The sequence below is a fragment of the Streptomyces sp. NPDC001903 genome, from assembly GCF_042891345.1.
Taxonomy (GTDB): domain Bacteria; phylum Actinomycetota; class Actinomycetes; order Streptomycetales; family Streptomycetaceae; genus Streptomyces.
The window spans coordinates 63200-76181 of record NZ_JBIASZ010000003.1 but is presented as its reverse complement, the minus strand read 5'-3'; the positions used below and the strand labels follow the sequence as shown (position 1 = coordinate 76181).

12 protein-coding genes are annotated in these 12982 nt (G+C 72.9%); 7 read left to right on the top strand and 5 right to left on the bottom strand.

Annotation, left to right across the window (positions count from 1 at the left end):
* Positions 1-80: 80 nt before the first annotated feature.
* Entirely contained in the window at positions 81-911 is an 831-nt protein-coding gene (locus tag ACFYZS_RS07085; RefSeq protein WP_389008785.1) for an SAM-dependent methyltransferase, read from the bottom strand.
* Positions 912-1225: 314 nt separating this feature from the next.
* Here ACFYZS_RS07085 and ACFYZS_RS07080 point away from each other — a divergent pair, with 314 nt between their 5' ends.
* The 3 genes from ACFYZS_RS07080 (at position 1226) to ACFYZS_RS07070 (ending at position 3482) form a co-directional block, all read left to right on the top strand.
* Positions 1226-1912 (top strand): hypothetical protein, encoded by a 687-nt coding sequence (locus tag ACFYZS_RS07080; protein ID WP_389007662.1) that lies wholly within the window; start codon positions 1226-1228, stop codon positions 1910-1912.
* Between the two features lie 46 nt (positions 1913-1958).
* Entirely contained in the window at positions 1959-2729 is a 771-nt protein-coding gene (locus ACFYZS_RS07075; RefSeq protein WP_389007661.1) for a hypothetical protein, read from the top strand.
* 180 nt (positions 2730-2909) lie between these two features.
* Positions 2910-3482 carry a hypothetical protein gene (locus ACFYZS_RS07070; RefSeq protein ID WP_389007659.1) on the top strand — a complete coding sequence of 191 codons (573 nt, stop codon included), beginning with the start codon at positions 2910-2912 and terminating at the stop codon, positions 3480-3482.
* A gap of 158 nt (positions 3483-3640) precedes the next feature.
* Here the strand turns inward: ACFYZS_RS07070 and ACFYZS_RS07065 are convergent, their stop codons facing one another.
* Positions 3641-4207, bottom strand: coding sequence for a hypothetical protein (locus ACFYZS_RS07065; RefSeq protein WP_389007658.1), 567 nt, complete (start codon positions 4205-4207; stop codon positions 3641-3643).
* 355 nt (positions 4208-4562) lie between these two features.
* Here ACFYZS_RS07065 and ACFYZS_RS07060 point away from each other — a divergent pair, with 355 nt between their 5' ends.
* A complete protein-coding gene (locus ACFYZS_RS07060) occupies positions 4563-5258 on the top strand; it encodes a class F sortase (protein ID WP_389007656.1) in 696 nt (231 codons plus the stop codon).
* Positions 5259-5320: 62 nt separating this feature from the next.
* Here the strand turns inward: ACFYZS_RS07060 and ACFYZS_RS07055 are convergent, their stop codons facing one another.
* Both ACFYZS_RS07055 and lysX read right to left on the bottom strand, forming a co-directional pair.
* A complete protein-coding gene (locus ACFYZS_RS07055) occupies positions 5321-6253 on the bottom strand; it encodes a polysaccharide deacetylase family protein (RefSeq protein WP_389007655.1) in 933 nt (310 codons plus the stop codon).
* A gap of 70 nt (positions 6254-6323) precedes the next feature.
* Positions 6324-9653, bottom strand: coding sequence for a bifunctional lysylphosphatidylglycerol synthetase/lysine--tRNA ligase LysX (gene lysX, locus ACFYZS_RS07050; RefSeq protein ID WP_389007653.1), 3330 nt, complete (start codon positions 9651-9653; stop codon positions 6324-6326).
* Between the two features lie 60 nt (positions 9654-9713).
* On the opposite strand from lysX, the gene ACFYZS_RS07045 reads away from it, so the two are divergent.
* Positions 9714-10175, top strand: coding sequence for a universal stress protein (locus ACFYZS_RS07045; protein WP_389007651.1), 462 nt, complete (start codon positions 9714-9716; stop codon positions 10173-10175).
* A gap of 68 nt (positions 10176-10243) precedes the next feature.
* Here ACFYZS_RS07045 and ACFYZS_RS07040 read toward each other — a convergent pair whose 3' ends face one another.
* Positions 10244-11458: a CapA family protein gene (locus ACFYZS_RS07040; RefSeq protein WP_389007649.1), complete on the bottom strand. Its 1215-nt coding sequence runs from the start codon at positions 11456-11458 to the stop codon at positions 10244-10246.
* A gap of 276 nt (positions 11459-11734) precedes the next feature.
* Here ACFYZS_RS07040 and ACFYZS_RS07035 point away from each other — a divergent pair, with 276 nt between their 5' ends.
* Positions 11735-12274, top strand: a complete 540-nt coding sequence (locus tag ACFYZS_RS07035; RefSeq protein WP_389007647.1) for a sigma-70 family RNA polymerase sigma factor — start codon at positions 11735-11737, stop codon at positions 12272-12274.
* Positions 12275-12439: 165 nt separating this feature from the next.
* Complete coding sequence (locus ACFYZS_RS07030; protein WP_389007645.1) at positions 12440-12940, top strand: hypothetical protein; 501 nt, start codon at positions 12440-12442, stop codon at positions 12938-12940.
* The last annotated feature ends 42 nt before the right edge of the window (positions 12941-12982 follow it).

The following is a 12982-nucleotide window of genomic DNA, read 5'->3' as shown; positions in this document are numbered from 1 at the left end:
CGGCGCGGTGGGCTCCGCCGCCTGCGCGGGCCCCTCGTTCTTCGGGGTCGGTGTGCCGGAGGGCACCGCGGCCGTGGATCTCACGCCTTGCGTCCCACTCCGCCGAAGCCCGAGAACGCGTAGGGATCCTCGGGCGTCTCGCCGTCCTCCGGGTCCTCGGTGCCCTCGGGCTGCCACAGCGGCATGGACACGACCCCCGGTTCGACGAGCTCGAAGCCGTCGAAGAAGCGGCCGATCTGCTCGCCGCTGCGCATGACGAGCGGGTTGCGGATGTCCCGGTAGACGCCGACGGTCCCGCTCGCGACCTCCGGGGAGAGCGGGATCCCCTCGTAGGAGGCGTGCGTGAGCACCAGGAGGCTGCCGGGGGCCAGCGCGTCGCGCAGCTCGGCGACGGCGGCGTACGGGTCGTCCGAGTCCTCCAGGAAGTGCAGGACGGCGACGAGCAGCAGGGCGACCGGGCGTTCGAAGTCGAGCAGCTGCGAGACCTCGGGGGCGGCGAGGATGTCCTGCGGCTTGCGCAGGTCGGCGGCGACGATGCCGGTGCGCTCGTCGCCGGCGAGGACGGCCCGGCTGTGCGCGACGGCGACCGGGTCGTGGTCCACGTAGACCACGCGGGCCTCGGGGCTGGCGGCCTGGGCGATCTCGTGGACGTTGCCGAAGGTCGGGATGCCGGAACCGATGTCGAGGAACTGGGTGACGCCCCGGGCCACGGCGTAGCGGACGGCGCGGCGCATGAAGGCCCGGTTGGCCTGCATGATCTTGGGCAGGCCCGGCAGGAACTCCATGGCGCGGCGGGCGGCCTGGCGGTCGACCTCGAAGTTGTGGGAGCCGCCCAGGTAGTAGTCGTAGATGCGGGACACGCTCGGCACCGATATGTCGATACCTGGCGGGGCCCAGGCGGGGCGCTCCATCGCGGTCTCCAAGCCGTAGTCCTGCGCGGTCGTCCGGGGTCGGACGCCTGTCCGAGCCGAATGTACTGATCATTGCCCAACGGAGCGAGTAAAAGCGGAAATTGGTGATCCGTTCTTCATCACACACCAAAGGCCTCCACGGCCCCTCCCGCAGCGAATGACCGAAACCGACAAGTCGCTTTTGGGAATGCGCAGGCAAGTGATCGGAATTCTTCGTTCCGTGGCTCAAACCTCTAGGGTCTTCGCACCACCCGTTCAGGCGAACCGCAGCCGAGCTCCGCGTGCGCGGGCGCACGTGAGCCCATGCTCCCCGGGTGAACAGAGCCTCTACCAGACGCCTGCTGGTGGTCCCGGTCCTGCTGTGGGCGGCCCTGTCCGCCACGCCGGCCGTGGCTGATAGCAGCGCCTACGCGACGATCGACGCCGGGGACGGCGCGAGCGCCCTCGCGCTGGTCGCGACCGCCGCGAGCGGCCCGTCCGCGAGCGGCCGAGGTGGCGGACATCACGGCGACGGCCGCGGAAGCGACCACGGCCCGGGACACGGGCACGGCCACGGCCACGGAGGCCACCACGGACACGGCGGACACCACTGCCCGCCGCCGCCTCCCCCGCCGTGCCCGCCGACGCCGACGCCCACCCCGACGCCGACGCCCACCCCGACGCCGCCACCGCCGTCCCCGACGCCCAAGCCGCCCCCGAAGCCGACTCCGCCGCCCCCGCCCGCCCCGAAGCCCACGCCGCCGCCCCCGCCCCGGCCGCAGGCGAAGCCGAAGCCGCCGGTGCCGGCCCCGCCGAAGCCGGTGCCGCCGCCCCCGCTCCAAGTGAAGGCGCCCACCCCCGTGGTGACACCGCCGCCCCCGCCCCCCAGGAAGCCGGTGGCGAGGCCGGCCTACCGCGCGGCGGCCGCCAAGCGGCCCGAGCACCACATCTCACCGGTGACCTTCACCTTGATGACCGCGGCTCCCGCGGTGCTCGCGATCGTCGCGCTGCGCCCGCGCTAGACCCGCCGCCCCGCACACCACCTTTGTGACCCGATTGGGAGTCATCTTGTCGGAATGGCTCGTCCTGACCCTCGCGATGGCGGCGGCCTGCGCCGTGGTGCTGTCCATCGCCTTCTTCAACCACCGGCGGATCGGCGACGACGACGATCCCAACGAGACCCCGGACGTCATCGAGTACATGACGATGATGATCGGCGTGATCTACGCGATCGTGCTGGGCCTGGCGATCGCCGGTGTCTGGGAGGGCCGAGGGGCCGCCCAGGAGTACGTGCGCCAGGAGGCGCAGGCCCTGCACGAGATCAGCGTCCGCTCGGAGGTCTACCCGGCGGACGTGCGCAAGAAGATCCGCTCCGACGTCGACGCGTACGTGACGTACGTGGTGGACACCGAATGGAAGGAGATGGCCGACCACGGCGATCTCACCGACCGCAGCGGTGAGCTGCTGGAACGTATCCGCCGCGACGTCACGGACTACGAACCCCAGACGGACCACGAGGGGCAGGCGTACCAGCCGCTGGTGGACCAGGTCGCACAGGTGGACGACGCGCGCAGCGCCCGCGGCCAGAGCGCCGGGGCGACGATGCCGGGGGTGGTGTGGTTCGGGCTGATCGCCGGGGCGCTGGTGACGGTGGGCCTGGTCTTCACCCTGCAGATCCGCCGCTCGTTCCGGGAACTGCTGCTGGCGGGCCTGTTCAGTGCGCTGATCGCGTTCCTGCTGTTCCTGATCTGGGACTTCGACGCCCCGTTCGGCCGGGGGATCGCGGCGACCGCGGAACCGTTCCTCGCGCAGTTCCCGCATCTTCCGCTCGGCGACTGACCGCCCGGCAAACCGGGGACGGGCCTCCCGTCCCCGGTTCGGCCCACCCCCATGCCCCATTCGCCCGTTCCTGATCGCGGGTCACCGCGCCCGGACCTAGCGTGTCGGACATCGAGGCGCACGACCCCCCACGTGCGGAAACCGTTCCGCGGCTGCTCCTCGGGGATCCGGAGATCAACCATGGGTGCGATACGCAGCAACGCCACCGCCCTGCTGAGCGCCGGCGCCACGAGCGCCGTACTCGCGCTCGGCGCCCTCGGCGCGCCCTCCGCGACCGCGGCCGAGGCTCAGCCCATCACCTCGTTCGGCTTCGCCATCACCCCGTCGACGGTCGCCCCGGGCGGCCAGACGGTGCTCTCCGTCACCGGCTGCAACGCCGCCTACGCCACCGTCTCCTCCGGGGTCTTCGACACCGTGAGCATCGCGCGCGGCCAGACCGCCCGAGTGACCGTGGACCGCGACGCCCGGCGCGGAGCCGTGTACTCCGTCACCTTCACCTGCAACGGGGAGAACGGCTCGGCGGACCTCACCATCACCGGTGGCACCACCAAGCCCACCACCAGCTCCACCGCCACGTCGACGGCCGCCGCCGCGGCCAGCCGGGGTGCCTCCCTCGGCGTCCGCGGCGGTCTGGGCGGCAGTGTGGCGGGGATGGATCCCCGGGAGCTCGGCGCAGGCGCCGCGCTCTTCCTCGCGGCCGCCGGCGGTACGGCGTACGCCCTGCGCCGCCGCGCCTCCACCCGCGGCCACTAGCGCACCCGGGGGATGTCCGTACGGCGACGCGCCGCACCCCGCTCCCACACCCGGAGCACCGACCGCCGGTCGCCCCGGATCCCGGCAGGGATTCGGGGCGACCGGCGGTTCCCGGGCCACTGCGGACCGCGAAGGGCCCGACCGGGGAGGCCCGGCCGTCAGGCCCGCCCGCGCAGCGGACGGCGCCGGCGCATCACGTGGACGCCCGCGCCCAGGGCCGCGGCGCCGACCAGGCCCGACCCGATGGCGGTCTCGGCGGTGGACGGGCCGAACGAGCCGCCGATACCGCCCTGTGCGCCGTTGCCCCGGAGGATGGTGAACCGGTGCGTGGCGACCAGGCTGTTGTCGTGGCACTTGACGGACAGCGTGTGGTTGCCCGGCGAGGCGTGGTTGAAGATCCGGACGGTGGCGAACCCGATGGAGCCGGCCGACAGGTTCGTCTGGGGAAAGTTGCCGGCCGACCAGACCGTTCCGCCGTGGCGGCAGCCGGCCGCGCTGACCTGCATCGTCGAGCCCTGGTGCACGGAGTACGGATTGACGGTGACATTGCTCGGCCCGTTGCCGCCATTGCCGCCGTTGCCCCCGTTGCCTCCCTGGCCCGACGGGGACCCGCCCAACGGGGCTCCGCCCAGTGGGTCCGACGGGTTCGCGGCGGCGAACGGGGTACTGAGCCCGACGGCGACGACGGCCGCCGCGGCCACGGTGAGGGCGCGGAGAACACGCATGGTGGAACCTCCAGCGGGAAGCGCCCCGGAGCGGTCGCCCGGGAAGATCGACGAGAACGCCTCCCACGACGAACCCTCAGGGCGGCTCGCAACCAGCGCATTTCCGGCTTTGGGCCGCAAGGTTGAGCGACACGCCGAGGCGCGCGCGGCTCGGCTGACGGATCCGCAGGTCACGACCCGTCAGGCATTTATGTGACGAATACCTGGATGGGCGCACCCCTTACGGCCGCGCCGCCACCCGTTCGCCCTTCACCGATCGCCGTCTTGCGCACGCAGCCTTAGCGTGCGTGAGGAAGGGCGTACAGGGGTGGGACAAGAACGCGGGTCGGGACCCCCGCGTCGGGAAGGGAGAGCCATGACCGAGGACGAGAGCGAGCAGCCACCGAGAAGACGATCCCCCTGGGGCGTGCTCGCACTGGTCATGCTCAGCGGCCTCGCCATGATGCGCAACGGAGCGGACATCGGCGACGGGCCGCCGCAGCCGACGGCCGCGGCGGCGGTCGGGGTGCCGGCCGAGCAGCTGCCGGCGAATCCGCCGGTGCAGGGTGAGCAGCCGATGCAGCAGGCCCAGCCGCGCCCGGGGGTGGCACCGCTGGAGCACTCGTCGGTGCAGCGCATCCGCATCCCCAACATCAAGGTGGACGCGCCGGTGATGACGGTCGGACTGGACGCGCAGGGCTGGATCGAGGCCCCGCCGCCGCAGGACCCGAATCTGGCCGGCTGGTACCTCAACGGCATCTCGCCGGGCCAGCGCGGTTCGGCGGTGATCGTGGGCCACGTGGACAACGCGAGCGGCCCGGCGGTCTTCTACGGGCTGGGCTCGCTGCGCAAGGGCAACCACATCGAGGTGGAGCGGTACGACGGACGCACGGCGGTGTTCGAGGTGTACGGGGTGGAGGTCTTCTCGAAGGAGACGTTCCCCGGAGCCCGGGTGTACGGGGACAACGGGCACGCGGAGCTGCGGGTGATCACCTGTGGCGGCGGCTACTCCAAGGCCCGGGGCTACGACGGCAACGTCGTCGTCTTCGCCCGGATGGTGGAGGCCCGCTGAGGCGGGCCCGCCGCCGCGCGGACCCGCCCGAACACCGCCCCGCCCCGCCGAGGAAGAGGTCCTCAGCGGGGCGGCAGCGCGGGAAGCGTCATCCGGTACCCCCGGGCCAGCAGTTGGGGCAGGTACGTGCTCACCGCCTGCACGCTCTGCGAGCGGTCGCCGCCCGCGTCGTGGTTGAGCACGATCACGCCGGGCGCCGCGCCCTTGAGGACGTTCGAGACGATCGTGGTGGTGCCCGGCTCCTTCCAGTCCAGGGTGTCCACCGTCCAGGCGAGCGGCTCCATGCCCAGCTCGGCCCCGATCTCGAACGCCGCCCGGTTCCACGCCCCGTACGGCGCCCGGAACCACTGCGGGGCCTCCCCCACCGCCTGCTGTACGACCTCGCTCGTCCGGGCGATCTCGGAGGCGAGGGCGGGCCGGCTCAGCGTGGGGATGAGCGGGTGGGTCCAGGTGTGGTTGCCGATGACGTGGCCCTCGGCGGCCATCCGGCGCAGCAGGTCCCGGTTGTCGGTGGCCATCTCCCCGCAGACGAAGAACATGGCGCGGACCCCGTACCGGGCGAGGGTGTCGAGGATGGCGGGCGTGTAGCGCGGGTCGGGTCCGTCGTCGAAGGTGAGCACCATGGCGCTCGCCGTGCGCGCGTCGGGCGGCAGTTCGAGGATGGGCCGGGTCCGTACGGCGGGCCGCGCAGCGGGCGGGCGCAGCGGGGTCTCGGCGGTCATGGGGCTCAGCCGGTACGCCGCCTGCCCGGGCGCCTGCGGTCGCAGGGCGCGGACCCCGCCCGGTCCGGCGGCTCCGCCGGGTCCGGGCTGTCCGGCCGCCGGGCCGCCGCCGGGGGCGGCGCCGAGGCCGGCTCCGGGTGCGCCGCCCGCGGTGTTCTGGCCGGGCGCTCCGGTCTCGCCGCCGGTGAGCAGTCCGGAGGCCGCGGCGACTCCGAGGAAGACGGCGGTGCGCAGGAGCACGCGTCGCCCTACTGTCGGCTCGTCATTTTTCATTATTACTACGTATCAACGACATCCCGGCAGATGTCGAGAGGCGCGTACGCGCGCGGTTCTCCTCACCCGATCAGCCGCGCCGCACCAGCGGGAACGGCAGCGTCTCGCGGATCGTGAGGCCCGTGAGGAACATGACCAGCCGGTCGACGCCGATGCCCAGGCCCCCGGTCGGCGGCATCGCGTACTCCAGGGCGTCCAGGAAGTCGTTGTCGAGCTCCATCGCCTCCGGATCGCCGCCCGCGGCGAGCAGCGACTGGGCGGTGAGCCGGAGCCGCTGCTCCACCGGGTCGGTCAGCTCCGAGTAGGCGGTGCCCAGCTCGGTCCCGAAGGCGACGAGGTCCCAGCGCTCGGCCAGGCGCGGGTCCTTGCGGTGCTGGCGGGTCAGCGGGGAGACGTCGGTGGGGAAGTCCTTGTAGAAGGTGGGCAGCTTGGTCCTCTCCTCCACCAGCCGCTCGTACATCTCCAGGACCACGTCGCCGCGGGTGTTCTCGGGCGTGTGCGGGACGGCCGCCCGGTCGCAGAGCCGCCTCAGCACCTGCTCCTCGGTGTCGGCGTCGACCTCCTCGCCCAGCGCCTCGCTGATCGCCCCGTACATCGTCTTGACGGGCCAGACGCCGGAGATGTCGTGGACGGCGAGTTTGCCGTCCGGGCCCGCCTTGTGGGCGACGGGCGAGCCGAAGGCGGCGGTGGCGGCGCCCTGGATGAGCTCGCGCGTGAGGTCGAGCATCACGTCGTAGTCGGCGAAGGCCTGGTAGGCCTCCAGCATCGTGAACTCGGGGTTGTGCTTGTAGGAGACGCCCTCGTTGCGGAAGGTGCGGCCCATCTCGAAGACCTTCTCCAGGCCGCCGACGCACAGCCGCTTGAGGTACAGCTCGGGCGCGATGCGCAGGTAGAGGTCGAGGTCGTAGGCGTTGATGTGGGTGCGGAAGGGCCGGGCGTTGGCCCCGCCGTGGATCTGCTGGAGCATCGGGGTCTCGACCTCCAGGTAGCCGCGGTCCAGCAGCCCCTGGCGCAGCGCCTGCACGGCCGCGGAGCGGGCCCGCACCACGTCCCGGGCCTCGGGGCTCGCGACCAGGTCGAGGTAGCGGCGCCGCACGCGCGCCTCGGGGTCGGCGAGACCCTTGCGCTTGTCCGGCAGCGGGCGCAGGCACTTGCCGGTGAGCTGCCAGGAGGAGACCACGAGCGAGGGCTCGCCGCTGCGGCTGGTGCCGATCTCGCCGCTCGCGACCACGTGGTCTCCGAAGTCGACCTGGGAGGTGAAGGAGTCCAGGACCACGGCGCCGCTCTCGTCGCGGGTGAACATCAGCTGCATGTCCCCGGACCAGTCGCGCAGGACGGCGAAGACCACACCGCCGAGGTCCCGTACGAGCATCACCCGGCCGGCGAGCGTGGCCTGCTCTCCGGAGCGGGCGCCCGGCGCCGGCCCGGGGCGGGTGCCCGGCGCGTGGCCGGGGAGGGCGGCCCGCAGCTCGGCCGCGGTGTGGGTGCGCTGCCGGATGCCCACGGGATACGGGTCGGTGCCGCCCGCGCGGATCCGCTCCATCTTGTCGTGGCGGACGCGGACCTGGTCGGGCAGCCGCTCGGCCCGCGCGGCGGCCCCGGCCTCCTCGCCCACGAGGTCGAGGGCGAGGGATTCGATGGAGGGCAGCCCCTCGGTGCTGGTGGGGGCGATGAGCCCCTTGGCGTGCCCGTTGCCCCACAGTTTGCGCAGGCTGGGCACGGAGACGAAGCCCTCGGCGATGCCGGAGGCGAGGCTGACCCGGGCGAGCGAGCCGGCGTCCTGGTAGCAGAGGAACCGCGGGTACCACTCGGGCCCGTACTTCACGTTCGAGCGGTACAGGGCCTCCAGCTGCCACCAGCGGGAGAAGAACAGCAGCAGCTTGCGCCACAGCTTGAGCACGGGCCCGGCGCCGATCCGGCCGCCCTCCTCGAAGGCGGAGCGGAAGACGGCGAAGTTCAGGGAGATCCGGCGCACGCCCAGGCCGGGGGCGGCGGCGCACAGCTCGGCGACCATGAACTCCATGACCCCGTTGGGGGCGCCGCGGTCGCGGCGCATCAGGTCCAGGGAGATGCCGTCCTTGCCCCAGGGGACGAAGGAGAGCAGGGCGATCAGCTCGCCCTGTGCGTCGAAGGCCTCGACGAGCAGGCAGTCCCCGTCGGCGGGATCACCGAGGCGGTCCAGGGCCATGGAGAACCCGCGCTCGGTCTCGGTGTCGCGCCAGGTGTCGGCGCGCTCGATGATCCGCTGCATCTCCTCCTCGCTGAGGACGGAGTGGCGGCGGATGAGGGTGGTGGCTCCGGTGCGCTTGACGCGGTTGACGGCCTGGCGGGTGACGCGCATGTCGCGGCCGTCGAGATCGAAGTGGGCGACCTGCAGGATGGCCTCGTCGCCGAGCTGGAGGGCGCTGAGCCCGGAGCGGGCGTACGCGGTGGCCCCCTCCTCGGAGGCGCCCATGACGGCCGGCTGCCAGCCGTGGCGGCGGGCGACGGTGAGCCAGGCGTCGACGGCGGCGCTCCAGGCGGCGGGATCGCCGACGGGGTCGCCGCTGGCCAGGCAGACGCCGGCCTCCACGCGGTAGGTGACGCCGGCCCTGCCGTTGGGGGCGAACACGACGGCCTTGTCGCGACGGGTGGCGAAGTAGCCGAGGGAGTCGCCCCGGCCGTAGGCGCCGAGGAGGGCGCGGATACGGGGCTCCTCGTCCCCGTGCAGGGCGGCGGTCAGCCGCTGCGAGCGGAACAGGGTCGAGGCGGCGTTCAGCAGGGCGAGGGCGCCGAACAGGCCGAGGAAGAAGTACAGCGGGCGGGGCGGGTGGCCGTCGAACTGGCGGGGCGAGACCAGACCGCCGAAGACCTGCCGGGCCGCCCAGTCCAGCCACTGCCCCTTGGGCAGGGTGCCGGGGAACAGGGCGACCAGCCCCCAGCCGACGAGCACGGCGACGAGCAGCCCGAGGCCCAGGACGAGCATGGCGCGCCAGAAGGCGCCGGGCCGGGAGGCCGCGTAGAACTCCTTGCGGGCGGCGATCAGGATCCCGAGGGCGGCCACGGCGATGGCCATCGAGGGCCCGCCGATCCAGTAGTACTCGTCGGCGATGATCAGGACGTCGACCAGGATGAGCAGGGCCAGATAGGTGACGACGATCCACCAGGCGACCTTCTTGCGGGTGCCGAGGGCGGCCGCGAGCAGGAAGAGGAAGACCGCGTAGGCCAGGTTGGCGCTGACCGGCACCACGATCTCGTCGAGGAAGCGCACGACGTGCCGCAGCAGCTGCCGCAGCGTGGGGGAGAGCGCCAGGAGGGCGCACAGGAGTCCGAGGGTTCCGAAGAACGCCGCGAACGCGTCGGGCACCCGGTTCAGGAAGCGGTTCCGGGTGCCCCGGGTCTCCTCCACGGTGGCACTCATGGTTCGCACTGTAGGGAGGCCCGCGCCGCGGCGCGCGGCGAAGCGCATAACCTCGGGAGGGTGACTGAGCACGTGAATACGGGATTCGAACGTGGCACGGACGGCCCCAAGGTGATCCTCGCCGGAGTGGACGGCTCGGAGTCCTCCCTGCGGGCGGCGGCGTACGCGGCGGGGCTGGCCCGGCGCCAGCACGCGCTGCTGGCGCTGGTGTACGTCCAGCCGGTGATGCCCGCCGGGGCCTCGCTGGGCGCGCCGGTGGCCGACACCACCGGGGAGATCGCGCAGGGGCTGGTGGCCGAGATCCGGGAGGCGGCGGAGCGGGTCAAGGGCGTCTACGACGTGCGCTGGCAGTTCCACACCTTCCGCGGTGACCCGTACGCGGGCCTGGTGAGCGCGGCGGACGAGCTGAAGGCGGACGCGGTGGTGGTCGGCGCCTCGGAGCAGGCCGGGCACCGGATCGTCGGCTCCGTGGCGGTCCGCCTGGTCAAGGCGGGCCGCTGGCCGGTCACGGTGGTCCCGTGACCGGCGGCGGCCGCCGCTGACCTGCCGGCGGACGGGCGGGCCGGCGGACGGGCCGGCGGACGGGCGGACTACTTCGCCATCGTCAGGCCGTCCTTGGCCGCGCCGCGGCTGAGGACGGCCTCGCTGACGGCGTCCTGCGCGGTCTCGTACTCCTCGTCGCCGGGGTCCTTGGCGAGGGCGGCGGGCAGGTTGACCACCTTCCCGGCGGACAGGTCCATCATCTGCGGGATGAACTCGGCCTTGGTGACCTGCCAGCGCTGTCCCGCGGCGGCCGGCGGGGCGAAGGTGAAGCGGCCGATCGATCCGTAGTTGCCGCGCATGTCCCGCGCCCCGGAGTAGTTGAACATCTCCCCGGCGACCTGGTCGCCCATGCCGTAGACGACCCACGTCCCGTTGACCTTCTCGTACGCCTGCGGGATGTGCGCGTGCGTGCCGAGGATCATGTCGATGTCGGGGCGCCCGCCGCTCTGCGAGGCCGTCAGCTCCCTGCCGAGCGACAGTTGCTTCTCATCCGGCTCGGTCTGCCATTCGGTCCCCCAGTGCACGCTGACCAGGACCACGTCCGCACCGGCCTTGCGAGCGGCCCGCGCGTCCGCGATGATCTTGTCCTTCTCCATCAGGTTGACGGCCCACGGCCGGCCCTCCGGCAGCGGATAGCCGTTCGTGTCGTAGGTGTACGCGAGGTGGGCGACCTTCGCGGAGCCCGCCGTGTACAGGGTGGGGGTGGCCGCCTCGGCCGCCGTGCGGGCCGAACCGGCGTGCTTCAGCCCGGCCTTGTCGAACTTGTCGAGGGTGCGCTCGAGCCCCTCGGCCCCGGCGTCCAGGGTGTGGTTCGAGGCCGTCGAGCAGCCGTCGTACCCGGCGTCCGCCAGCCCGTCGGCCACCTCCGGCGGGGACTGGAAGGCCGGATAGCCGGTGAACGGCCCGCCGTCCTCCCCGTACACGGTCTCCATGTGGCACAGCGCCAGGTCGGCCGCCGAGACCACCGGCTTGACCAGGGAGAACATCAGCCTGAAGTCGTGGCCGTCGCCGTCCGCGTCGGCCGCCGCCCGCTTGATGACCGAGTCGTGCGGCAGTACGTCGCCGGACGCGACCAGGGTGAAGCCCTTCGCGGTGCCCGCGGCCGGTGCCGAGTTCGCCCCGGAGCCGGTGGGCGGGGACGGGGCGCGGGAGTTGCCGAGGCGGGCCGGCGCGGGTTCCCTCCCCGAGGAACAGCCGGCGGCGGGCGCGGCCAGCAGGACAGCCGACAGGAGCGCGAGGGCCCGCCGGGCGTGCTTGGTCATCTGAGCCAGCTCTCATTAGTAGGACTATCTGACCATCTGTAATCCATGGGGGGAGACGCCACCAGTCGGCCGACGGCGGCGCGGGAGCCCGTGCGGCGCCCGCCCTCACCCGGGTGGCCGTTCGCCGCGCCGTTCGACCGTTCACCGCCGGGCGCGGCCGCCCGGCGGACGACCCGGGCGCTTGGGCGCAACGGCGGGACCGGACGGTTCCCGGGGCGCTCCGCGCAGGTGAGGGTGGGTTCGTCGGAGCCGAACGGACCCAGGAAGGAGCCACTCGTGCCCCTCTCCCCCACCCTCCTGCGCACGGACCCCGAGGCGCTGGCCGAACTCCAGCGCGACCACGGGCGGGCCCTGTTCGGGTTCCTGCTCGGGCTCACGGCCGGGGACTCGCAGCGCGCCGAGGACCTCGTACAGGAGACGCTGGTGCGGGCGTGGCAGCACCCCGAGGTGCTGGAGAGCGCCCACGACTCCATGCGGCCCTGGCTGTTCACGGTGGCGCGGCGGCTCGCGATCGACGCCCGGCGGGCGCGGCTGTCCCGCCCGCTGGAGGTGGACCCGGAAGGCCTGGAGCAGGCGCCCGCGCCCGAGGACGCGGTGGCCGGCTCGGTCACGGCGATCGACGTGCGGCGGGCCGTGGGCTCGCTCGGGCCGGAACACCGCGAGGTGCTGATGCAGGTCTACTTCCAGGACCGCTCGGTGGCCGAGGCGGCTGCGGAGCTCGGCATTCCGGCCGGAACGGTCAAGTCCCGTACGTACTACGCCCTGCGCGCCCTGAGGAAGGGCCTCCAGGGATACGGGTACGGCCTCGGCGCCTGAACGAACCGAATGCACGCGGATCGGACACAAAACGCATCGAAATCGGCCTCAGAGCGTTCAAGTTGGGTAAACATCCCCCGTTCCGCGAGTCGCTCGGTGAAGGCTCATGGCTGACGACGGGAAGCTCGACGCGCGGGAGAAGGTGGAACGGTGCAGCCCGAGGGTATGAACGGCACCAGTGACGGCGGGCTCGCGGTGCCCATGGCATGGCTCTACGCGGAGTACATCGCCGACGAACTGCTGCGCACGGGCCGGCTGATCCCGGTCAGTACCCTGGAGTTCCGCGCCGGGCGGGACACGCTCGCGCTGACGATCTACCTCTCCGACGCGGCCGGGGAGCTCTCCGGGATCCGGGTGGTCTCGCAGCTCGACGAGTGGCTGTCGCTGACGGCGTACGGGCACCCCTGGCGCGACTGGGTGGACACCCGGTTCCTCGCGCTGGGCGAAGAGGCCAGGGAGCGCGGCAGCGGCGAGGACCCGGATCTGGAGCTGGCCCGGGCGGCCTGGCGCTGGCTGGACCGCACCGAACTGTTCGCCACCAACCTGGACCCGGGCCGGCCCGAGCAGGCCGAGACCCCGCCGGGGCTGGACGAGAACGCGCGGGTGTGGACCCCGGCATGGCAGCTCGGCCTGCCGCTGGGCCACTTGGCGATGCACCTGTTCTGACCGCGGCGCCGCGGACCGGCGGGCGGAGGCCGGTTCCGCGGG

Coding starts and splice junctions, on each gene's coding strand:
- ACFYZS_RS07085 (WP_389008785.1), bottom strand. CDS start 911: ATGGAGCGCCCCGCCTGGGCCCCGCCAGGTATCGACATATCGGTGCCG.
- ACFYZS_RS07070 (WP_389007659.1), top strand. CDS start 2,910: ATGGGTGCGATACGCAGCAACGCCACCGCCCTGCTGAGCGCCGGCGCC.
- ACFYZS_RS07065 (WP_389007658.1), bottom strand. CDS start 4,207: ATGCGTGTTCTCCGCGCCCTCACCGTGGCCGCGGCGGCCGTCGTCGCC.
- ACFYZS_RS07060 (WP_389007656.1), top strand. CDS start 4,563: ATGACCGAGGACGAGAGCGAGCAGCCACCGAGAAGACGATCCCCCTGG.
- ACFYZS_RS07055 (WP_389007655.1), bottom strand. CDS start 6,253: ATGAAAAATGACGAGCCGACAGTAGGGCGACGCGTGCTCCTGCGCACC.
- lysX (WP_389007653.1), bottom strand. CDS start 9,653: ATGAGTGCCACCGTGGAGGAGACCCGGGGCACCCGGAACCGCTTCCTG.
- ACFYZS_RS07040 (WP_389007649.1), bottom strand. CDS start 11,458: ATGACCAAGCACGCCCGGCGGGCCCTCGCGCTCCTGTCGGCTGTCCTG.
- ACFYZS_RS07030 (WP_389007645.1), top strand. CDS start 12,440: ATGAACGGCACCAGTGACGGCGGGCTCGCGGTGCCCATGGCATGGCTC.